Annotated in this window: 15 protein-coding genes and 1 tRNA gene; 8 read left to right on the top strand and 8 right to left on the bottom strand. The window is 63.1% G+C overall.

Features of this window, described 5'->3' with window-relative positions; translation table 11 throughout:
- Positions 1 to 43: 43 nt before the first annotated feature.
- Positions 44 to 1,264: an ABC transporter permease gene (locus MHX63_RS07405; protein WP_239387932.1), complete on the bottom strand. Its 1,221-nt coding sequence runs from the start codon at positions 1,262 to 1,264 to the stop codon at positions 44 to 46.
- Positions 1,261 to 2,142, bottom strand: a complete 882-nt coding sequence (locus MHX63_RS07400; protein WP_239387931.1) for an ABC transporter ATP-binding protein — start codon at positions 2,140 to 2,142, stop codon at positions 1,261 to 1,263. The genes MHX63_RS07405 and MHX63_RS07400 overlap by 4 nt, the downstream gene beginning before the upstream one ends.
- Before the next feature lie 183 nt (positions 2,143 to 2,325).
- On the opposite strand from MHX63_RS07400, the gene MHX63_RS07395 reads away from it, so the two are divergent.
- Entirely contained in the window at positions 2,326 to 2,835 is a 510-nt protein-coding gene (locus MHX63_RS07395; protein WP_239387930.1) for an aldo/keto reductase, read from the top strand.
- Between the two features lie 67 nt (positions 2,836 to 2,902).
- The gene (locus tag MHX63_RS07390; RefSeq protein WP_239387929.1) at positions 2,903 to 3,718 is read left to right on the top strand and encodes an enoyl-CoA hydratase; all 816 of its coding nucleotides are present in this window, start codon (positions 2,903 to 2,905) and stop codon (positions 3,716 to 3,718) included.
- 12 nt (positions 3,719 to 3,730) lie between these two features.
- Here MHX63_RS07390 and MHX63_RS07385 read toward each other — a convergent pair whose 3' ends face one another.
- On the bottom strand, positions 3,731 to 5,260 hold the full coding sequence (locus MHX63_RS07385; protein ID WP_239387928.1) for a glutamate--cysteine ligase: 1,530 nt from the start codon (positions 5,258 to 5,260) through the stop codon (positions 3,731 to 3,733).
- A gap of 166 nt (positions 5,261 to 5,426) precedes the next feature.
- On the opposite strand from MHX63_RS07385, the gene MHX63_RS07380 reads away from it, so the two are divergent.
- The 3 genes from MHX63_RS07380 to glnA all read left to right on the top strand — a co-directional run bounded on the left by MHX63_RS07380 (position 5,427) and on the right by glnA (position 8,876).
- Positions 5,427 to 5,499 (top strand) — tRNA-Arg (locus tag MHX63_RS07380).
- Positions 5,500 to 6,263: 764 nt separating this feature from the next.
- A complete protein-coding gene (locus MHX63_RS07375) occupies positions 6,264 to 7,424 on the top strand; it encodes a tyramine oxidase subunit B (protein WP_239387927.1) in 1,161 nt (386 codons plus the stop codon).
- A gap of 15 nt (positions 7,425 to 7,439) precedes the next feature.
- Positions 7,440 to 8,876 (top strand): type I glutamate--ammonia ligase, encoded by a 1,437-nt coding sequence (gene glnA, locus MHX63_RS07370; RefSeq protein WP_239387926.1) that lies wholly within the window; start codon positions 7,440 to 7,442, stop codon positions 8,874 to 8,876.
- A gap of 32 nt (positions 8,877 to 8,908) precedes the next feature.
- Here the strand turns inward: glnA and MHX63_RS07365 are convergent, their stop codons facing one another.
- From MHX63_RS07365 to MHX63_RS07345, 5 genes are all read right to left on the bottom strand, one after another.
- A complete protein-coding gene (locus tag MHX63_RS07365) occupies positions 8,909 to 9,598 on the bottom strand; it encodes a dihydrofolate reductase (protein WP_239387925.1) in 690 nt (229 codons plus the stop codon).
- On the bottom strand, positions 9,599 to 10,420 hold the full coding sequence (locus MHX63_RS07360) for a thymidylate synthase (RefSeq protein WP_239387924.1): 822 nt from the start codon (positions 10,418 to 10,420) through the stop codon (positions 9,599 to 9,601). It abuts the gene before it with no gap.
- A 122-nt stretch (positions 10,421 to 10,542) separates the two neighbouring features.
- Entirely contained in the window at positions 10,543 to 11,553 is a 1,011-nt protein-coding gene (locus MHX63_RS07355) for a triacylglycerol lipase (RefSeq protein ID WP_239387923.1), read from the bottom strand.
- Positions 11,543 to 12,469, bottom strand: coding sequence for an alpha/beta fold hydrolase (locus MHX63_RS07350; protein ID WP_239387922.1), 927 nt, complete (start codon positions 12,467 to 12,469; stop codon positions 11,543 to 11,545). The genes MHX63_RS07355 and MHX63_RS07350 overlap by 11 nt, the downstream gene beginning before the upstream one ends.
- Positions 12,470 to 12,486: 17 nt before the next feature.
- Complete coding sequence (locus MHX63_RS07345) at positions 12,487 to 13,251, bottom strand: 3'(2'),5'-bisphosphate nucleotidase CysQ (protein ID WP_239387921.1); 765 nt, start codon at positions 13,249 to 13,251, stop codon at positions 12,487 to 12,489.
- Positions 13,252 to 13,285: 34 nt separating this feature from the next.
- Between MHX63_RS07345 and MHX63_RS07340 the strand changes: the two genes are divergently transcribed.
- The 3 genes from MHX63_RS07340 (at position 13,286) to MHX63_RS07330 (ending at position 20,747) form a co-directional block, all read left to right on the top strand.
- A complete protein-coding gene (locus tag MHX63_RS07340) occupies positions 13,286 to 18,346 on the top strand; it encodes a DEAD/DEAH box helicase (protein ID WP_239387920.1) in 5,061 nt (1,686 codons plus the stop codon).
- A complete protein-coding gene (locus MHX63_RS07335) occupies positions 18,339 to 19,184 on the top strand; it encodes a DNA-formamidopyrimidine glycosylase family protein (protein ID WP_239387919.1) in 846 nt (281 codons plus the stop codon). The genes MHX63_RS07340 and MHX63_RS07335 overlap by 8 nt, the downstream gene beginning before the upstream one ends.
- Positions 19,185 to 19,946: 762 nt before the next feature.
- On the top strand, positions 19,947 to 20,747 hold the full coding sequence (locus MHX63_RS07330; RefSeq protein ID WP_370644042.1) for a hypothetical protein: 801 nt from the start codon (positions 19,947 to 19,949) through the stop codon (positions 20,745 to 20,747).
- The last annotated feature ends 142 nt before the right edge of the window (positions 20,748 to 20,889 follow it).

Genomic DNA, 20,889 nt, shown 5'->3' with positions numbered 1-20,889 from the left:
ATCGCCTTAAACTAGGGCGCCTGATCGCCGTGAACTTGGGCGACTAGGCGCCCTTCAGCGCCTTGGCCCAGCTCATCTTCCTGCCGTTGTTCAGGATGGAATTGCGGTAGACGCGAGCCACCAGCAGGATCACCAGGATCGTCGCAACGGTGGCGATGAGGAAGCTGAGCAGAACCTGCGGCAGGCTCATAGTGCCCGCCGCCATGTTCATCGGGGCGACCGTCAGGCTAAACGGCGGCACCCAACCCAGCACCTGCATGAACGTGGATTCCATGTTGCTCAGCCCGAACAGTGGGGCATAGGTCATGCCGAAAATGAACAGCAGGATTGGAGCCTGTGTAGACTGCAGATCCTCCGTGCGAGAGACCATCGAACCCGCTGCCGCGTATAGGCTGCCGAAGAACAGCATGCCGATGCAGAAGGCCAGCAGCATGAGGGCCACCACCGTGTAGTCGAAGTCCACGTCCCCCAACAGCCCGGAGACGGATACTGCGACCGCGCCAATAGTCAGCAGGATAGCGGCGCCAATGAAACCGAAGATGGTGTTGCCGATGATCTTGCCAGCCAGGAAATCCATCGGGCGGGCGGAAGCCAGGATGATCTCCACTACGCGCGAGGACTTCTCCTCGGTGATGCGTCCGCCGACGTTGGCGGCAAAGAGGATGATGAAGTAGGCCATCAGCATAACACCGACAAGGGCGGTGAAGATCTGCGGTCCGTTAGCCTCAATTGCATCATCTGCCTCTAGATCCACTGTCTCCAATTGTGTGGAAGGGGTGGCCTTGGCAAACTCTTCGGGGGAAACGCCCACCTTGTTCAGCGCTTCGGATTGCGCGTGCGCATTGATCGCAGCGCTAACGGTGCTGAGGATCGCGGGGTCGGGCTTTCCTTCGGCGAGCAGTTCGTAGCCCGAATCAGTCTTCACCAGGGCTGCATCGAGGTCCTCGTCGGTCACCTTAGAGGAAGCCTCGTCGTGGGAGGCCACGGTTTCCGCCTCCACGCCACCGGAACCTTCAGTTCCCTCTGAGGCACCTTCGGTGGAGGCTGGGGCGGCGTCAATAAACTCCTTCTCAATCCCCACAAGGCCGAGCTTCGGGGTTTCGTTACCGTCGTCCTTGTCGGCGAACCATGCGCCGACGAACACGCCGATGAGCATGACGGCGATGACGATGCCCAAGGAGAACATGATCGCCTTGCTGCGGGAGGCCACCTGGATTTCGCGTTTAGCGACGGTGGCGATGGTGTTCGGGGAAGAATAACTCATGATTCGACGACCTCCTGGAAGAGCTCTGCAAGGTGCGGGATACGGCGGGAGAACGAGTGGACCGGGCCGACGGCCATCGCAGCCTGCAGGATCTGCTGATCCAGGTCCGTAGTTTCGGCCTCGAGCAGCACGCCCTCGCCGAAGTCCTCGACCAGGCGCGTGCCCTGGGGGTACCAATCGCGCGCCGGAGTGCGCACCTCGTAGACGATGGGGCCGCGGGTACGCAGTTCGTCGACGGTGCCCTCGGCTTTCATGCGCCCCTTGGCGATGATGCCCACGCGGTCGCACAGGCGCTGCACCAGATCCAGCTGGTGGGAGCTGAACAGCACCGGCACGCCGGCGTTGCAGCGCTCGACAAGCAGGTCGCTCATCACGTTCACGGCCACGGGATCCAGGCCGGAGAAAGGCTCGTCCAGGATTAGCAACTCCGGATCGTGGATCAGCGAGGCCGCCAGCTGGACGCGCTGCTGGTTACCCAGTGACAGCTCCTCCAGCTTGTCGTCCGAGCGCTCGGCTAGGCCGAGCTGTTCCAGCAGATCGTCCGCATTCTTCCCGGCGGCTTCGTCGTTTAAGCCGTGGAGGCGGGCGAAGAAGCGCAGTTGGTCGCCGATCTTCTCTTTCGCGTACAGGCCGCGCTCTTCCGGCATGTAGCCAATGCGGCGGCGCAGGTCATCGTCGATCGGCCGATCGCCCATGAGCACTTCGCCGCTGTCCGCCGCGAGCACTCCCAGTGCGATGCGCATGGTGGTGGACTTGCCGGCACCGTTGGAGCCGACGAAACCGTACATCTCACCAGGCTGTACCTGGAGCGTCATGTCGTGGAGGACTTGGTGGTCCCCGTAACTCTTATTGAGGTTGTTGATATAGAGGGCTTCCATATATTCCTTGTGATTCTTTACAACGTGATCCCTTGATCGAATAAGAAGGATCCTGCATATTGTCTCACATGCGAAAGCATTAGGTCGGCGATGGAGTCTTTAACAGCGCCGTCGCGAGAACGGGCTAAGTGGCGTACAAAAGAGGCCACGAGCGAAAAGAACGATGCGGTAGCGACCCTTGAAATGAACGACGGCAAGACCATTCCGCAGCTGGGGCTGGGCGTATGGCAGTTGAGTGACGAGGACACGTACACCTCGGTGCGCGCCGCGATCGAGACCGGCTACCGCCACATTGATACCGCCGCGATCTACGGCAACGAGGAGGCCGTCGGGCGTGCCGTAGCAGACGCGGTGAAGGCCGGAGATGTGCAGCGCGCCGACAACCGCGACCGCGGGATCGTCACCGAGGCATGGTCGCCGTTGGGGCAGGGGCAGAACCTGACCGACCCGACCATCGCGAAAATCGCTGCCGAGCACGGCGTGAGCGTGGCGCAGGCCATCATCCGCTGGCACATCCAGCGTGGCGACGTGGTGATCCCGCGGTCCTCCAAGGTGGAGCGCGTGCGCCAGAACTTCGACGTCTTCGGCTTCGAGCTTTCCGCTGACGAGGTTTCCGCCATCGAGGCTCTGGACGTGGAGGATGGCCGCATCGGCGGCGACCCGCTGACCTTCCACGCCGGCCTAGAGGGCTAGGGAAACTCCGCGCGGGTTACCGCGAAACACCCGCGTATGGCACCGCCCCTGCGGTACATTGCTAGCCATGAGCGCAGGGCACGTCATCACTCATCTAGAGACCGTCGGGGCAGACATTGCAAGCAATGCTGGCGGTTCCGCAACCCCGGGTTCTCCCGCGCTCGAGGACGCTACCCCGCAGGTCGGCGTGATCACCCTTAACCGACCGGAGAAGCGCAACGCCCTCAACGCAGCCATCGCCACCGCCGTCGCCGAGGCCGTCCGCGCCCACACCTCCGCCGGGGTGCGCGCCATCCTGATCCGCGGCGAGGGGCCCGTTTTCTGCGCCGGAGCGGACCTCTCGGGTGGCGTGTATGCCGATGATTTTTGGTCCGCCATGGAGGACATGCTCTCGGCCATCCGGACCACCCCGGTGCCTGTCATTGCGGATGTTCACGGTCCGGCGGTCGGCGCGGGCTGCCAGATCGCTTTGGCTTGTGACCTGCGCGTTTTTGCCGACGAGGGGGCCTGCTGGGTGCCGGTCGCCGAGCACGGCTTTGCCCTGGATCTGTGGACCCACGCCCGAGCCCGCGAGCTGATGGGCGGCGCGCTGGCCCGCAACGTGTTCTTGGCGGGCGCCCGGGTAGGCGCCGAACAAGCTCGGGCGACGGGTTTTTCTGTGGTTCTTGATGACGCCACCCCCAGCGCCACCGCCCTTGCGCATCGGGTGGCGCGCCAGGCTCCGCTTTCTATGGAGCATTCGAAGCGGGTGTTCAACAGCCCAGACATGCACGCGGATGCGGAGCTGCAGCAGATGATGGTGGACGTCTGGGCCAGCGAGGACGTGCAGGAAGCGCGCCGGGCTCGCGCCGAGAAACGCGCGCCCCAGTTCAGAGGCCGCTAAATCCCTGCCGTTCTAGCCGCGGCCTTCCACGGACCAGGTGTGCACAGGCTGGCCGCTGGCCTGGTTAGCGAGGTAGCGCTGCATCATGGTGGCCAGCGCCTCGGCGCGCTCTGGGGAATCCGGCTCGCTATTCGGAGCCAGCCGGTTCAAGGTATCCAGCTGCCAGGTTGCACCGTTTTGTCCGCTGCGGGCGCGGCCTTCGATGATCCCCAGGTACGTGTCGATCAGTTCGGAATCCACCTCCAGCAGTTCCAATCCCTCGCGAGCCTGGTCGAGTAGGTGCTCGGTAATCAACTCTCGGACCGGCACAGTCCCTACACGCGGCCAGCGCAGGCTGGCGCGCAGCCCTTCGCGGGCGCCGGCGAGGAAGTTACTGTGGGCGTCCTCAAAAGAAAGCCGCGACCATACAGGGCGATTTTGCGTGCCCAAGAATTTGACGAGTCCGTAGTAGAAGGCGGCGTCCGCGACGATGTCGGCGGTGGTGGGGCCGGCGGGTAGCAGGCGGTTTTCGACGCGGATGTGGGAGAGCTCCAGGTTCGGGTCGTAGATCGGGCGGTTCCAGCGCCAGATCGTGCCGTTGTGCAGGTTCATGTAGTGCAGTCCGGGGCTGTCGCCGGACATGATGGGCGTGCCGGCCTCCAGGCGATCCTCCGGTAGGAGAGGGGAGAAGTAGCGCCCGTTTTCCTCGAAGAGGTCGAACACGCTGGTGATCCACCGTTCGCCGAACCACACGCGCGGGCGCACGCCCTGGTTGACGAGCTCTGCCGTGCGTGTGTCGATGGCCTGCTCAAAGACGGGGATGCGTGATTCGTGCCAGAGCTTGTGTCCGACGAACAGTGGGGAGTTGGCGCTGAGCGCCGCCTGCACGCCCGCGATTGCTTGGGAGGCGTTCCAGGCGTTGGCGAAGAGGTTTGGCGCGACCTGCAGGTGCAGCTGCATAGATGTGCAGGCGGATTCCGGCGCGATGTCCTCGAAGTCGTGGCTATAGGAATCGACGGTACCGAGTACCCGGCCGGGCAGGGCGCCTTCGAGTTCGATGCGGACCAGCTCGCCGCGGGATTCGAGGATGGCGTTGTTGAGAGCCTTGTAGCGGTTTTCATCGGTGATCCAGGCGGGATCGCTGAGGAAGTCGGTGGTCAGGGTCGGAAGGGTGCCGATCATCACGGCGTGGGAGCCGAGTTCTTTGGCGGCTTTCTGCACCGCGCGCAGGCGCTCGTCGAGGCCTTCCTGCAGTTGCTCGAGCCCGTGGCCGGTGATGGCCAGCGGGGGATGGTTCATCTCCACGTTGAAGGAGCCGATCTCGGACTGGTATTCGCCCGGGTGGGTTTCCTCCAGCTTCTCCAGCACGCCGACGTTGCAGCGCTTGGGCTGCATGTCATCGCCGACGAGGTTCATCTCTAGCTCCAGGCCGATGGTGCCCTGGTTGATGAACTCTGCGTTCTGCAGGTGTTTGTCGAAGACCTCGAGCTCGGCGTTGAGGCGCTCGCGGAAGCGGGTGCGTTGTTTCGGTGTGTAGGTATCTGTAGACACTGCTTCGCCCATGCTTCTTAATCGTAGCCTCGTGGCGGGTGCGGTGTGGGGGTTCTTTGGTGTGGACGCCCACACGTTCCGGTGCGCTGGGGGACTGGGGTGCGGTGACCAAAAGGGCTGGTTAACGGGGAGCGTTCGTGGGCTTGTATTATGTACCTCGCACGGATTCCGTGCGATTGCCCTAGTAGCTCAGTGGATAGAGCACGGCTCTCCTAAAGCCGGTGTCGGAGGTTCGATTCCTCTCTGGGGCGCTTTTTGTTTTGCAGCCCTAAGTTAGTGCGAAAAATCAGTTAACTTCGCCGAGTATGAATCTGAATGGCTTTTAGTTAGACGCTGTCGTGGCCCTGATATTGAGCCTTGGGGCTGCGGCGTTCTTCGGTATTGGGCGCTTTCTTGTCGGCTTCTTTTTGGTCGACTTCACTGATGTCGCGTATGGCGATAGGGCCGTGTTTACGCTGTTTGCTGGGCGGAGGGCTGATGATGCGTCTGAAGTGCTTTTCTGATCAGTTGTGTGGGGGCTGGAGTGTCTTACATTGTGGCATGACATTGATTGATTCTCGTAGCTCATGCCCTCCGACCGCTCGCGCTGTGGAACCAAGTCTTCGCACGGAACACTTGAACACAGCGTGGACCCCACCGATCCTGCGCAGCTGCGCCGCGTGGGCGCGGGGCTCGATAGGTCGCGTCCGCTGGTGTTCCATCAATCGGAAGTGACTGCCGCGGCCGCGTAGTCGACTGGACTTTCTGGCCACATACCCATCTGGGGGTGGAGAAATGGCCGCATATTTTGCTTAATTATTTATGTGAAGCGCAGGGGGTTTGCCGGACTCATAGGTTTGCGCGATCGTATTGAAAACGTTGTTTCATTAGAATATTCGCGCAGGTTTGTATCGTTGAAGATGTATCGGTTGCCAAAAACCGGAGCGTACAGCGCTTGCGGCTAGCGCCCAGCGCGTTTTGATCTAGAAAATTTCAGATTCAACTAATCGATTTTCTTCGAGGAGAGATTTCGCCGATGACCCAGTCCACCGGCTCCACCGACACCAGCATCGACTTCCTGTGGCTTTCCGAGCCCGACATGATTGAAGCGGGGGTGACGGACTCTGCTCGCTGCGTCGACGTCATGGAAGAAACCCTGATCCTTCTGGATAAGGGCGACTACCGCATGGCCGGCGCTTCCGGAAACTCCCACGGCGCTCAGGTCAACTTCCCCGACAACCCCGAGCACGAGGGCATGCCCGCCAACGGCCCCGACCGTCGCTTCATGGCTATGCCCGCCTACCTTGGCGGCCGGTTCAAGGGCGCTGGCGTGAAGTGGTACGGCTCGAACGCAGAGAATCGCACTGCCGGCCTGCCCCGCTCCATCCACGTGTTCGTCCTCAACGATGCCGTCACCGGCGCCCCGAAGGCCATCATGTCGGCCAACCTGCTATCCGCGTACCGCACTGGTGCAGTTCCCGCTGTGGGCGTCAAGCACCTCGCCGTAGAGAACGCAGAGACCGTAGGCATCATCGGACCGGGCGTCATGTCCCGCACCATCCTGGCCTCTTCCATCACGCAGCGCCCCAGCATCAAGACCGTAAAGATCAAGGGCCGCAGCGCCGGTTCCACCGAAAAGGCAGCACAGTGGATCCGTGACCGCTTCGAGGACCTGGACGTGCAGGTTGTCGACAGCGAGCAGGAGGCCATCGAGGGCAGCGACATCCTGATCGCCGGCACTTCCACCTCCCCGGACGGCCCGCAGGCCTTCCCGTACTTCAAGCGCGAGTGGCTCAAGCCCGGCGCGCTGGTGCTGTGCCCCGCAGCGGCTCGCTTCGACGACGACTTCATCAAGTCCGACGAATCCAACCTGGTGCTGGACTACGACGGCCTGTACAAGGAATGGTTCCAGGAAAACGGCCCGGACATCACCTACGAGCGCCTGCTGGGAATCCCCGGCAACCGCTGGTGGGACATGGTCGAGGAAGGCACCCTGCCGAAGGAGAAGCTGCACAACATCGGTGCCATCGCTGCGGGTAAGGCTCCAGGCCGCGAGAATGACGAGCAGATCTTCTTCTACTCCATCGGCGGCATGCCCGTCGAGGACGTTTCCTGGGCTACCGAGGTGTATGAAAACGCCCTTGAGAAGGGCATCGGCACCAAACTGAATCTCTGGGATACCCCGGAGCTAACCTAGGAGCCTGAACGAACCATGGAGTTCAAAAGCATCGACCAGGTTATCGACTTCATTAAGTCGGAAAACATTCGCTACCTGGACATTCGCTTTACCAACATGTTCGGCCTGGAACATGGGCTGACTGTCCCGGCACGCGAGCTAACCCCCAAGGCGGCGGAGGACGGCTTCGCCTTCGACGGCTCCTCCATCCCCGGCTTCTCCACCGTGGATAAGTCGGATATGGCGCTGATCCCGGACCCGACGACTGCCTACGTGGATCCGTTCCGCGATCACCCCACGCTGAACATGCAGTTCTTCGTGCAGGATCCGCTGACCCGCCAGCCATATCGCCGCGATCCGCGCACCATTGCGCGCAAGGCGGAGAACCATCTGAAGGAAACCGGCGTGGCGGACACTTGCTCGATCGGTGCGGAGGCGGAGTTCTACGTCTTCGATTCCGTCCAATACGCCTCCGACACCAACATGTCCTTTCACCGCGTGGATTCGGACGAGGGGTGGTGGCGCTCCGGCGAGGAGACGATGATGGACGGCTCGCCGAATCGCGGTAACCAGATCCGCATCAACGACGGCTACTTCCCGGTCGCCCCGTACGACAAGACCATCCCGGTGCGCGACGATATTGCGTACAACCTGGAGAAGGTCGGCTTCGAGATCGAGCGCTTCCATCACGAGGTCGCCACCGGCGGAATTCAGGAGGTTAACTATCGCTTCGATACCCTGCTGGCCGCCGCGGACGACCTGCAGACCTTCAAGTATGTGGTGAAGAACACCGCCGAGCAGCACCGCAAGACCGCCACCTTCATGCCGAAGCCGCTGGCCGGTGATGGCGGTTGTGGCATGCACGCTCACCAGTCGCTGTGGAAGGACGGCAAGCCGCTGTTCTACGACGAGACGGGCTATGCGGGTCTGTCCGACATGGCGCGCTATTACATCGGTGGTTTGTTGCACCACGCCCCGGCGGTGCTCGCCTTTACGAACCCCACCGTTAACTCTTATCGACGCCTCTATTCCGGCTTCGAGGCACCTGTCAATTTGGCTTATTCGCAGTCCAACCGCTCGGCGGCCATCCGCATTCCGCTGACCGGCGATAGCCCTGCGGCCAAGCGTATTGAGTTCCGTGCGCCGGACCCGTCCTCGAACCCCTACCTGGGTTTCGCGGCCCAGCTGATGGCGGGGCTGGACGGCATTCTGAACCGCATCGAGCCGGGCGAGCCGACGGATAAGGACCTCTACGAGTTGCCGCCTGAGGAGGCGAAGAAGGTGCCGAAGGTGCCGCACTCGCTCGAGACCGCCCTGGCAGCAATGGAGGAAGACCACGATTTCCTGACCGCCGGGGGAGTCTTCGACGAGGACTTCCTTCAGGCTTATGTGCGCCTGAAGTACGAGCTGGAGATCCAGCCGCTGCGCCAGGGGCCAAGCCCGAAGGAGTTCGAGCTGTACTACAGCGTGTAGTTAGCTGCGCGCTACGGCGCGGAGCTAGTTGACTAGCGCCGCGTCCAGGTGCAGAAGCGGTAACGCAGGGGCTGCTCGGGATCGACCTCTTGGTCGACCGGGTGGCCCTTTAGCGATTCCTGCCACTCCTCGGCGTGCTCTTCGAACTCTTCGGTGGGAACCAGAGGTGCGTACACCTGGAAGCGCTCGGGGGCCTCCATGTCGATCTCCGTGATGACGATGCGATCGGCCACAGGCATGCACTGGGCGTACACCTGGCCGCCGCCCAGTACCCATACGGTGGGGGTGCGCTCGTCTGCGGCGCTGTCTTTCAGCTCGTTGAGGATCTGCTCCGCGGCGTTGGCCAGTGCGCTGGGGATCGAAGGCTCGATGATGCCACCGGGGGCGTCATAGTCATCCTGCCGAGTGATCACATAGTTCGTGCGCCCCGGCAGCGGGCGGAATCCATCGTCGAGCGCTTCCCAGGAGGTGCGCCCCATGACCACGGGATAGCCGGTGGTGGCGTTCTTAAAGTGCTGTAAGTCCTCCGGCAGGTACCAGGGCATGTCCGCGCCATCGCCGATCACACCGGCGGTGGTTTGTGCCCAGATCATGCCGATCTCCACCTGATCTCGGGAGATCCCCTTGGCCTCTAGGGCGTAGCTGACCGCAGCGGCGGTGAGCTCCGGGTAGTCGCCCGGCTCGTAGCCGGTGGGGCGATGGGGTTGGTTGTTGGAAGTCATTTATACGGCCACCTTCGCCTTGATCACCGGATGTGGGTCGTAGCCGGTGAACTCGATATCGGAAAATTTGTAAGAAAACATGTCCGCCGCCTTGTTCAACTGCAGCTGCGGGTAGGGGCGGGGATCGCGGGAAAGCTGCAGCTTAACCTGCTCCACGTGGTTGTCGTAGATGTGGCAATCACCGCCGGTCCAGATGAACTCGCCGACCTCCAGACCCGCCTGCTGGGCGAACATGTGGGTCAACAGAGAGTAGCTGGCGATGTTGAACGGCACGCCCAGGAACATGTCCGCGCTGCGCTGGTAAAGCTGGCAACTCAGCTTGCCGTTGGCCACGTACAGCTGGAACAGCAGGTGACACGGTGGCAGGGCCATGTTGTCCAGTTCCGAGACGTTCCAGGCGCTGACGATATTTCGGCGCGAATTCGGGTTAGTCTGCAGAGTTTCCAACGCGCCCGCGATCTGGTCGATGTGCTGACCGTTTGGAGTCGGCCAGCTGCGCCACTGCACGCCGTAGACCGGGCCTAGATCACCGTTCTCGTCAGCCCACTCGTTCCAGATGCGAATACCGTTCTCCTGTAGCCAGCGCACGTTGGAATCTCCGCGGAGGAACCACAGCAGTTCCCCCACCACGGACTGCACATGTACCGATTTGGTAGTGATCAACGGGAAACCTGCGGAGAGGTCGTAGCGGATCTGGCGGCCAAACAGGCTGGTGGTACCCGTGCCGGTGCGGTCGCCCTTAGGAGTGCCCGTTTCAAGGATCTCCCGCAGAAGATCCTCGTATGGGGTGGGGATGGAACTCGGCTGCTGCTGGGGTGCCACTGCTCGCCGCCTTCCTTTCAAGCTTTTAGGTCCTTAGGTTCAAAAGTCTCACTTAGTCTACGTCGGCTATGCGACGGTGGCACCCAAGGGGCTAACAAGCCTGGGCTATGAACAAGCCGAGACTAGGAACTGGCAGCGGAACTAGAAGCGGAGCCACGCGTCGGGTTAGAGCAGTGCTCGGCGGCCGGCGTGTGGTCGCCTGCCTCGCGAGTCAGGCCCCACAGGATCAGCCCGATAGTTGGATCGTGCTTGGGCAAGGCAGCGTGCGCCGGCGGAATGGGGAGCTTGCAGGACGCCCCTACCTCCACGTTCGCCACATCCGCACCGTCGACCGATTCCAGCATGGAGGTCTTGTTCGGTGTCGCGGTGGTATCGGCCGCGGAGTAGAGGTTGGTGTACTGCACGCGCTTGTCGGTATCCGGCAGCTGGTTCAGGCGATCGATCAGTTCCGAGCCGACCAGCTGCTGCACGCCTGCCTTGCCCGCGGCGGACTCGGCTAGCTTCGGGTTCCGCTCGACGATCGGGCGCAGCATCTTGTCCATGCCAGCCAGCGTGGTGCCGTGGTACGTCGCGGCCAGGCCGACGGCACGGCCAACCTTCTCGCCACCGCCGTTCTCCGCGATGTACTTCTTCAAGTGCAACCCACCCTGGGAGTGCCCCACCAGGTCGACCTTCTCCGCGCCCGTTACGGACAGGATGTAGTCGATGGTCGAAGCGATCTCCTTGGCGGAATCGTCGATGTCCACCATGGCGTAGCGCCCCAGCAGGTTCGGTTTGCCGTCCGTGGGCTTGCCGTAGTTGAAGGCCCACGTGCAGAACCCCTGCTTGGATAGAGCGTTGGCGGCCTTCTGCCAGCGCGTGGAGTTATCGGACGTGCCGTGGATGAAGACGACGGGGTTCGGGTGCTCCGGGGAGGGAACACAGGTGGGATTGTTCACAGGTGCCTTGGCCACATGGTTGCCTTCTACACCGGCGGGGACTGCGGCGTCCGAAACAGCGCTAGGAGCATCGCCATCAGCAGCTAGGGCAGAAGGGGGGAAGGAAGAGAGGGCGGAGAGAGAAACGCTCAGCGCTGCGGCGGCAGCGAGGGTGGATCGGCGCGCCCGACCCCGTGCGAGGAAATCAACTTTCATGGAAGAAACGATAGCCCAATTTCCAACGCTGACCACCGTTACAGCCAGAATGCACGGGCGTGTGATCCCCCTGCTCGCGCGTCAAACCCCACTCGATCAGGCCGATGATGTGCTCGTTTTCCGGCAGTGACGCATGCCCCGGCGGAAGCAGCAGCCCGCAGACCTCGCCGACTTCCGCTTCGGCCACATCCGCCCCACCGATGGATTCCAGTTGAGACGTAGAGTTCGGCGTGGCCGTCAGATCCTTCGAGGTGAAGATATTCGTGTACATCACGTTCGGGTGGGTATCCGGCAGCTCGTTGAGCCGACTAATGAACTCCGAACTTTTCAGCTGCTGAATCGCCGCTTTTCCCGCCACCAGATCCGCGAACTCCGGGTTGCGGTCCACCAGGTTCTGCAGGATCGAGGACATCCCGGCTATCGTCGTGCCGTGATACGTTGCGGCCACCCCCACTGCGCGGCGGACCGTATCCTGCCCACCGTGTTCCGCAATGTACTTCTTGATGTGCAGCCCACCCTGGGAGTGGCCTACCAGATCCACCTTGCTGGCTCCGGTGACCTCCAGGATGTAATCAATCGTCGCCGCGATCTCCAGGGCGGATTCGTTGATGTCGTTCACGGCAAACACACCCGGGATCGCAGGGCGGCCTTCCTCCGGCTGGCCGTAGTTAAAAGCCCACACAGAGTAACCCTGGGCGGCGAAATACGTTGCGGCTTTCTGCCAGCGGAAAGTGTTATCCGTCGTGCCGTGGATAAATACCAGGGGGCAGGGGTGTTCCTCCGTAGGTTCCTTCCGCGGATTATTGGCGGGTGCCCCGATAACGTAGCGCCCCTGCAGCGTGGCGGGAATGTCCGCGTCCGGCTCCAGCTGCGCGCGGGAGGCCGGACGGGGCGTCAAGAAGGAGAAAGGAAGCATGCAGGGGTAGGGAGGGGCTAGAGAGAGTAGGCGCCGTGCTTGTCGTGGAACTTCGCGGCGGAGGACAGGATCTCGTCGGCCATGTCGGGGCGGGAGATCACCAGGTCCGGCAGGTACGGCGACTCGCAGTTGTAGCACAGGTCCGTGCCATCCAGGCGGGAGGTGTGCAGGCCAGCGGCCTGGGCAATGCCGACCGGGGCGGCGTTATCCCACTCGTACTGGCCACCGGCGTGGACGTAGGCATCGTTATCGCCCAGGATCACGGAGACGGCTTTAGCTCCGCAGGATCCCATGGTCACCAGCTCCATACCCAGATCCTCAGCGATGAACTCAGCGATCGCCGGGGTGGTGTTCTGGCTGATCACCAGGCGGTTCGTGCGGGTTCCCTTGACTGCGCGGACTTCCGAACTGCTGAACACGCGACCCAGATCTGGCATGCCCACGGCGGCCTCAACGATCTTGCCGTTTTCCACCAGCGCGATATGCACGGCCCAGTCCTGGCGGCCACCGGCGTACTCCCGGGTTCCATCGAGCGGGTCGATGATCCACACGCGCGAGTTGTCCAGGCGTGCAAGGTCGTCCTCGGCCTCTTCGGAGAGCATTGCATCGTTCGGGCGGTGTTGTATGAGGGAGCGGGCGATCCAGTCCTGTGCCAGCGCGTCGCCGGCCTTGCCCAGCTCGGTGCCGCGGAGCAGACCTACGTTCCTTACGCCTTTGAGGATCTCTCCGGTGCCCTGCGCGAGTCTCTGGGCCAGCGTCGCATCATTGAGTTCAGCCGTCATAGTTCATACTTTAGCGGTCTGTTTAAATGGTCACATGGCTGATGACCCGCTGGATTCCTTTTATGCCCCCGTTGCAGCGTGGTTCCGAGACGTTTTCGCCGAGCCGACGATTGTACAAAATCAGGCATGGCGAGCTATTTCCGCAGGTCAGAATGCTTTAGTGGTGGCGCCGACGGGTTCGGGTAAAACCCTGGCGGCTTTTTTATGGTCGCTGTCACGACTTTCTGGGGGATCTTTTTTTAATGACTCCCCCACGCCGGAAAAGCCCAGTCCCACCAAGGTGCTGTACATTTCCCCGCTGAAAGCACTGGGCGTGGACGTCAGCCGGAACCTGGCGGCCCCGCTGGCCGGCATTGCCCGGGTGGCCGACGCGATGGGGGAGACCGCCGCCGCGGTGCGAGTGGGCGTGCGCAGCGGGGACACCCCGCAGTCGGAGCGATCCAAGTTGCTGCGCAACCCGCCGGAGATTCTGGTGACCACGCCCGAGTCGCTGTACCTGATGCTGACCAGCAAGGCGGCAGCCACGCTGGCGAATGTGGACACCGTGATCGTGGACGAGGTGCACGCAGTGGCCGGCACGAAGCGCGGCACGCACCTGGCGCTGTCGCTGGAGAGGTTGGAGATGCTGACGGGCCAGGCGGTGCAGCGCATCGGCCTGTCGGCGACGGTGAACCCCGTGGATAAAGTCGCCAGCTTTTTGGGAGGCGATCGCCCGGTGACGGTGGTGAACCCCGAGCAGCCGAAGTCTTGGGATGTGCAGGTGACCAGCGTGGTGGAGGACTTCCAGGATCCTCCATCGGCAGAAGACGTCGCGTTGGCGGAGTATGAGGTGACGGAGTCGGAGGCGGCGTCAGAAAAAGAAACAGAAGAACCGATAGACGAGGCACTGCTCGGCCCCAGCCTCATCGGCGAAGGAGTGGGCGGCAGCACCCAGGCCGGGGCGGGCGCGCGCGTGGCGAGCGGGGTGGATAAGGAATCTGCTTTGCCGCAGCAGAAGAGCGTGTGGCCGCACGTGCAGCGCGCGATCTACCGGCAGGTGATGGAGAACCGCTCCACGCTGGTGTTTGTGAATTCCCGGCGCGCGGCGGAGAGGCTGACCGGGGCGCTGAACGAGGAATGGGCCAAGGAGCACGATCCCGACGCACTGGCCGCCCCGACCAGGCGCGACCCGGCGCAGCTGATGGCGCAGTCCGACGCTGTGCAGGGGATGGACGGGGCGGGTGTCGCGCGGGCGCACCACGGATCGGTTTCCAAGGACGAGCGCGCTGATATTGAGGCGGCGCTGAAGTCTGGCGAGCTGCGCTGTGTGGTGGCGACGAGCTCCCTGGAGCTGGGTATCGACATGGGGCTGGTGGATCATGTGGTGCAGGTCGGGGCGCCGCCGTCGGTGGCTTCGGCGGTGCAGCGGTGTGGCCGCGCCGGGCACACCGTGGGTGCGACCAGCCGCGCGACGATCTACCCGCTGCATAAGCAGGACGCCGAGGCCACGGTGGTTGTGGTGGATCGGCTGCTGAAGGGGGAGCTGGAGCCACTGCAGGTGGTGCATAATGCGCTGGACGTGTTGGCGCAGCAAACGGTGGCGGCGAGTGTGCAGGCTGGCGCGGGAGGAGTGAGTCACACAGGCGGCACAGAAAGCACGGGCGCGCTAGGTGTCGAGGAGTGGTGGCGCGTCGTTCGCCGCGCGCATCCCTATGCCACGCTGCCGCGCGAGGCCTTCGACGGCGTGATTGAGATGATCAGCGGCCGCTACCCATCCACCGACTTCGCGGATCTGAAGGCTCGCGCGATCTACGACCCCATGGCCGGCAGCCTGGAGGCCCGCCCCGGAGCGCAACGCCTGGCCGTGACGAGCGGCGGCACTATCCCGGACCGCGGCATGTTCGGAGTGTTCCTGGCCGCCGGGGAAAACGACGGCGCGCGGCGGGTCGGTGAACTGGACGAGGAAATGGTCTACGAGTCCCGCGTCGGCGACGTATTCACCCTGGGTGCGAGCAGCTGGCGCATCCTGGAAATCAATCGTGACCAGGTGATTGTTGCGCCCGCCGCCGGCCACACCGGCCGTCTACCGTTCTGGGTGGGTGATGCCGCGGGCCGTCCCGTGGAGCTGGGCCAGGCCATCGGCGAGCATCGCCGCACCTGGGGCTCTGGCACGTTGACGGACATTCGCTCGGCCGATTTTTTGGACGCCCACACCCGCGCCAACCTGGATGCCTACTACCAGGAGCAGAAGGAATCCGCCGGGATCATCCCGGACGAGCGAACCGTTTTGATCGAGCGCTTCCGCGATGACATCGGCGACTGGCGCGTGGTGGTGCATACACCTTTCGGCCGTGGGGTGAACGCACCGTGGGCGCTGGCGCTGGGAGCGGAGCTGAACCGCCGGACGGGAATTGACGCGATGGCCGTGGCTGGCGATGACGGCATGGCGCTCCGCCTGCCTTATTCGGACGAGCCGCCGGGGATGGAGCTGCTGCTGGGTGAGGGGTACAGCGGTGCAGAGCGGGCGGAAGCGACACTGGGGGATGTGATGGAGGAGGTTGGGTCCTCCGCGTTGTTTGCGGCTCGCTTCCGCGAGTGCGCCGCCCGGGCTCTGCTGCTACCGCGCCGCAACCCAGGCAAGCGCCAGCCGCTGTGGCAGCAACGCCAGCGTGCCGCTCAACTGCTGGATGTTGCCCGGGATCATCCGGAGTTTCCGGTGATGGTGGAGACCATGCGCGAGTGCGTGCACGACGTCTACAACCTGGACTTTCTCAAAGCACTGGTGGCGAATCTGGGGCAGCGGGGCGTGCGCTTGGCAGAGGTCACCACGGAGGCCCCGAGCGCGTTTGCCGAATCGCTGCTTTTCACCTACACCAGCGCGTTCATGTACGAGGGAGATTCCGCCGAGCGCGCCGCCGCCCTGGCCGTGGATCCCGCGTTGCTGGCAAAGGTGTTGGGCACCCGGGAGGAAGGCATGTCCCTGGACCCGGCCGCGGTCCGCCGGGTGGTTGACGCCGCCCAGTGGCTGGCCGAGGGGCGACAGGCTACGAGCGTGGAGCAAGCCGTGGATATGCTGCGCGCCCTCGGGCCGCTGAGCCTGGACGGCGTGCGCGAGCGCATCGAACCCTGGGCTGGGACGGTGGAGGATAGCCTCGCGCAGCTGCGGGAGCTGGTTCCCACGCGCCTGCTGGAGGTGCACTTTGGTGGGCAGTTGAAACTCGGCGCAGTAGAGGACATGCCCCTGCTGCGCGACGGCCTGGGCGTACCCGTCCCGCCTGGCGTGGCTATCTCCGCCGAACAGGTGGATCAGGTAGACAATGCCATCGACCAACTGTTGCTGCGGTGGATGAAGAACCGCGGGCCCACGACTGCCGCCGAGGCCGCCGCTGAGTTCGGCCTGGGGCGCGCGACCGCCGAAGCGCTGCTGGCTCGTTGGGCTGAGGGAACGCAGGGCTCACAGGGCACGCGCAGCAAGGGCAACCAGCGCCGCTTGAGTGCGGGGCACTTTGTCTACCTTGGTGATTCTTTCAGTGGGTCTGATGGTCCTAGCGACACTGGTGGCGCCCCTGCACCCACCAGCGCGGATGCACAGGGGGAGATCCAGTACGTGGACACGGGGATGCTCCGCCGCCTCCGTTCGGCAACCCTCGCCGCCGCGCGGGGATCGCTGGAGCCGGTGACCCAGCAGACCTACGCACAATTCCTGGCCGACTGGCACGGTCTGGGTCAGATGCAGCGCGAAGAGCTCGCCAGCGCTCTGGAGCAACTCGCCGGGGTTCCGATCCCCGCCAGTGCGTGGGAAACTTTGGTGCTGCCTGCCCGCATCCCGGACTATCAGCCAGGCGACCTGGACGAGCTGCTCAGTACCGGCGAGGTGCTCGCGGTCGGTGCCGGGCAGGCCGGTGCCAAGGATGCCTGGGTGAGTTTCACACCCGCGGGCATGGCCGAGTACCTGCTGGAAGGCGGGGAGGGGCTGGAACGTGGCGTCCATAAAGAAACAGCGACCACCTTGGGCATGGTTGCCACACAGATCCTCGAGCACCTGCAGCATGGCGGCGCGTTTCTGGCAGCCGAGCTGCAATCGGCGACGGGGGCGGATCACGCGGAGGTCGACGCGGCGCTGTGGGAGCTCTTCGATGCCGGTTTGGTTTCACCCGATAGTTTCGCAGCCTTGCGGGCACGGCTGGCGGAGGCCGGCACCACGGGCAAGCAGGCTCACCGCGCGCCCAGGCGAAACCAGGGGCGCGGGTCGGCGCGCCGGGTGCGGATGGGACGCAGCGGATTTGCGCGAGCAGCGCGGCGGTCGCTGAACGCGCACTCCTCGGTGCCTGGGCGTTGGTCGGCGGTGCACGGTGCTGGCGTTGGTGTTGCAGGGGAGCTAGAAGCCCCTGCCGACGCCGCGGAGCTGGCCCTGGCGCGTTCCGAGGCATGGATCGACCGTTACGCCGTGGTCACCCGAGGTGCGGTCGTGGCGGAAAAAGCCGCCGGTGGCTTCGCCGAGGCGTATCGGACGCTGAGTGCCTGGGAGGATTCCGGCGAAGTGTTGCGCGGCTACATCGTCGAAGGTCTGGGTGGGGCGCAGTTCGCTCCGCGCGACGTGATCTCCCAGCTCCGGCGGGCGCAGGACGGGCGCGAAAATGGGCTCGGCGGTGCCAGGTCGGGTGCTGGCGTTGGCGCTGGCGCAGGCGAACTGGCCACATCCCACAATGCGCCTCAGCTGCTCTCCGTCTTGGACCCCGCGAACCCGTTCGGCTCCACGCTGCCCTGGCCGGAGGTCTCATACTCGGCTGCAGAAGGTATGGCACCCACGCGCACCGCCGGTGCGATGATCGTCATTGCCACTGGTCGTGCCGAGGCGTATGTCTCTCGAGGTGGCAAGAACGTGGTTCTTTTTGCTCGGCCCGATTTTGGTGACGTCACCTCTGCTGAGCTTGGCGCATCAGCGCCGCAGATCGATTTAGTGGTCGGAACACTCAAGGAAGCCATCCGTGCCGGACGGTTGAGCCCCGTGACCATCGAGAAGGTCAACGGTTCATCGGTGATGGACATTGCCACGACAGACTGGGTGGCCGCAGGCGCACGCCTGACTCCAAAGGGGCTGAGTATCCGTGCCTGAGGGAGATTCCGTACTCCAGCTTTCCAACCGCCTGCAATGGATGATGGGGCGTACGGTGCGGAATACCGACATCCGAGTGCCCTGCTTTGCCACAGAGAGCTTCGACGGCGAACAAGTCCGACGAGTGTGGCCCTACGGCAAGCACCTATTCATGCACATTGGCGACCGGGTGATTCACACGCACTTGAAGATGGAAGGCGTGTGGGCAATCCACCGCGCGGGCCAGCGCTGGCGCAGACCCGGATATAGCGCACGCATCGTGCTGCGCTTTAGCCCCCAGCACACCGGTGGCGAGGAGATCGAGATAGTGGGGCACGACCTCGGCTTTGTGCGGGTGTTCAAGTTCGCGGACTACCCGCAGGTTATCGCGCAGTTGGGGCCGGACATCCTGGCGGAAGATTGGGAGTCTGGCGGCAGGGAAGAAGCCATTGCGCGGATCATGCAACGGCCGGAAAGAACATTGGGTGCCGCGCTACTGGACCAGAAGAACGTGGCTGGGATCGGCAACGAGTACCGCGCCGAGGTGATGTTCCTAGTGGGAATGCACCCGGAGGTGAAGGTGAGGCAGGTGGGAGAAGTGGGCGTCACAAGAACAATAGACCTGGCCCGAAGAGTGATGTGGGACAACCGCTTTGAGCCGCACCGCGTCTTCACCGGCGACCGACGGGTCGGGCAGGGAAACTGGGTGTTCGGGCGTGCGGGCAAGGCGTGCCGGCGGTGCGGAGCGGCGATCCAGCAGGCGACGCTGGGTGGGCGCTGGGCTGGCGGAGATCCGGACCTGGATTCGGCGGAGTTGGAACGGATCATCTGGTGGTGCCCGAATTGCCAGGAGCGGTGAGTTTTTCATTGGGGGGTGGGCGTGGCAGCGGCGGGATGTCGCTAGTGAGATCACTTCGTAGCTCGCTAGTGAGCCCCATGATGAGCCGACCGCTAGCTGTATTTAGCACCCCTGAAACGGGGTGGTATGCGCCATTGGTAGGGGAGAAATTGCAGGTCGCAAGAGTTTACCCAAAGTTCATGTGAGCTAGAGTTACGCATTTGGGGAATGGGGGATTTTTTAAAAATTTCTACAGCAAAAGGGTTGGTGATTCTTATTTTTTAAGGAAGGGGAAATTTGGGCGGGGTGACAGTTGCGTTTGTTAGGGTTTTTCGGTGGTCGGGGCAAGGGTTACCTAAGTGGATATGCTTAGGGGGCGAATTGAGCAGTGAATCCCGTTTCGGTAGTTCTTGTAGAGTGCTCTAAGGGTTGCCTAAGGCTCTTTTGGTGAACGCTGGTTTAAATGTCGGTGAACTCTGGGTTGAATACGGTGCATGGTGACACAAAATTGTCGAACAATTCCTTGCTTCGAGGGTCTAGAGTTAAATTCCGTCACTCAGAGCCTGGGTGTACCGCGGCTCTCGCAATTCGTCGCGCAGCACCCGGGAGAGGGCACCCCTAAGACCGGATTCAAACCCAAAGTCACCTGGCCGAAATCTCGCAGAAGTTTGTGGCTGGCGGTGCATTTTCTCGCAGCATCACCAACGCGCCCCAGCCCGTGCAAGCCGGAGAGTATCAAGCTTGCACACTTTTGGCCGGTGGCGTGCAAGAGGAGCACAAAATATGAAGAACCTGTGGAAGAACGGCGCAAGCGCAGCCGCTGCCGCCGTCATCGTTGCGGCAGCCGTCGCATCTCCCGCATCCGCTATCACCAAGGAAGAGCACTACCCGGAGACCCCGAAGCTCAACCCGACCCTGCCGATCGTCAACACCACCCACGGTAGTGACCACATCAAGGCCAACGTCCTGAACCCGCACCCGGTATGCAACTCCGGTGAGGACTACCGCACCGTCGTCTACAAGGTCGACGACAAGTTCACCCCGGCTGGCACCATCTCTGCCACCAACCAGTCGAAGAACACCATCCCGCTGACGCAGGAGCTGTCCAAGACTCAGACCATCTCCATCAGCATCAAGGGTGACCGCACGGAGACCACCAGCGTCAACCTGGGCGGCGAAGGCTCTGCCAAGGATGCCAAGGGCAGCGTTGGCATCGCCTACGAGCTGGCAAAGACCATCGGCGCGGAGGCTTCCTACTCCCTGAGCTGGAATGTTGGTCAGACCGTCGGCCCGTACGACGTCCCGGCCGGCCACACCGGCGAGGCCACCTACGGCTTCCGCACCATCAACATGACCGGCACCCAGCAGTTCTGCAAGGCCAACGGCACCTGGTCCACCCCGACCCCGTGGTCCGCGCTGACTCCGATCAAGAACCAGGTCAACGTGAAGCTGTACGACAACCCGGCTGACTCCGCTGTTCCGGCAAAGCCGGAGGATGCCGAGAAGCCGGCCGACAAGCCGGCTGAGAAGCCGACCGACAAGCCGGCTGAGAAGCCGACCGACAAGCCCGCCGACGAGGCATAAACCAACTTCGCTGATCCCCGTTCGCAGGCTCGAAGCTCCTCGCAAACCCTCGCAATGCCTCTCGCAGCGCAAACCTCAATGCGCCGCGCGATGCTTATCGCAATGCTTCGACCTGCACCTATAAAAGTAAGGAACCCCCTCA

The sequence above is a fragment of the Corynebacterium sp. ACRQK genome (assembly GCF_022345965.1).
Taxonomy (GTDB): domain Bacteria; phylum Actinomycetota; class Actinomycetes; order Mycobacteriales; family Mycobacteriaceae; genus Corynebacterium.
The sequence above is the reverse complement of the archived record's forward strand: the minus strand, read 5'-3'. Positions and strand labels throughout refer to the sequence as shown.

Bases quoted from the DNA above. Each gene is read 5' to 3' on its own strand.
- MHX63_RS07405 (WP_239387932.1), bottom strand. From the start codon at position 1,264: ATGAGTTATTCTTCCCCGAACACCATCGCCACCGTCGCTAAACGCGAA.
- MHX63_RS07400 (WP_239387931.1), bottom strand. From the start codon at position 2,142: ATGGAAGCCCTCTATATCAACAACCTCAATAAGAGTTACGGGGACCAC.
- MHX63_RS07395 (WP_239387930.1), top strand. From the start codon at position 2,326: ATGAACGACGGCAAGACCATTCCGCAGCTGGGGCTGGGCGTATGGCAG.
- MHX63_RS07390 (WP_239387929.1), top strand. From the start codon at position 2,903: ATGAGCGCAGGGCACGTCATCACTCATCTAGAGACCGTCGGGGCAGAC.
- MHX63_RS07385 (WP_239387928.1), bottom strand. From the start codon at position 5,260: ATGGGCGAAGCAGTGTCTACAGATACCTACACACCGAAACAACGCACC.
- MHX63_RS07375 (WP_239387927.1), top strand. From the start codon at position 6,264: ATGACCCAGTCCACCGGCTCCACCGACACCAGCATCGACTTCCTGTGG.
- glnA (WP_239387926.1), top strand. From the start codon at position 7,440: ATGGAGTTCAAAAGCATCGACCAGGTTATCGACTTCATTAAGTCGGAA.
- MHX63_RS07365 (WP_239387925.1), bottom strand. From the start codon at position 9,598: ATGACTTCCAACAACCAACCCCATCGCCCCACCGGCTACGAGCCGGGC.
- MHX63_RS07355 (WP_239387923.1), bottom strand. From the start codon at position 11,553: ATGAAAGTTGATTTCCTCGCACGGGGTCGGGCGCGCCGATCCACCCTC.
- MHX63_RS07350 (WP_239387922.1), bottom strand. From the start codon at position 12,469: ATGCTTCCTTTCTCCTTCTTGACGCCCCGTCCGGCCTCCCGCGCGCAG.
- MHX63_RS07345 (WP_239387921.1), bottom strand. From the start codon at position 13,251: ATGACGGCTGAACTCAATGATGCGACGCTGGCCCAGAGACTCGCGCAG.
- MHX63_RS07340 (WP_239387920.1), top strand. From the start codon at position 13,286: ATGGCTGATGACCCGCTGGATTCCTTTTATGCCCCCGTTGCAGCGTGG.
- MHX63_RS07330 (WP_370644042.1), top strand. From the start codon at position 19,947: ATGAAGAACCTGTGGAAGAACGGCGCAAGCGCAGCCGCTGCCGCCGTC.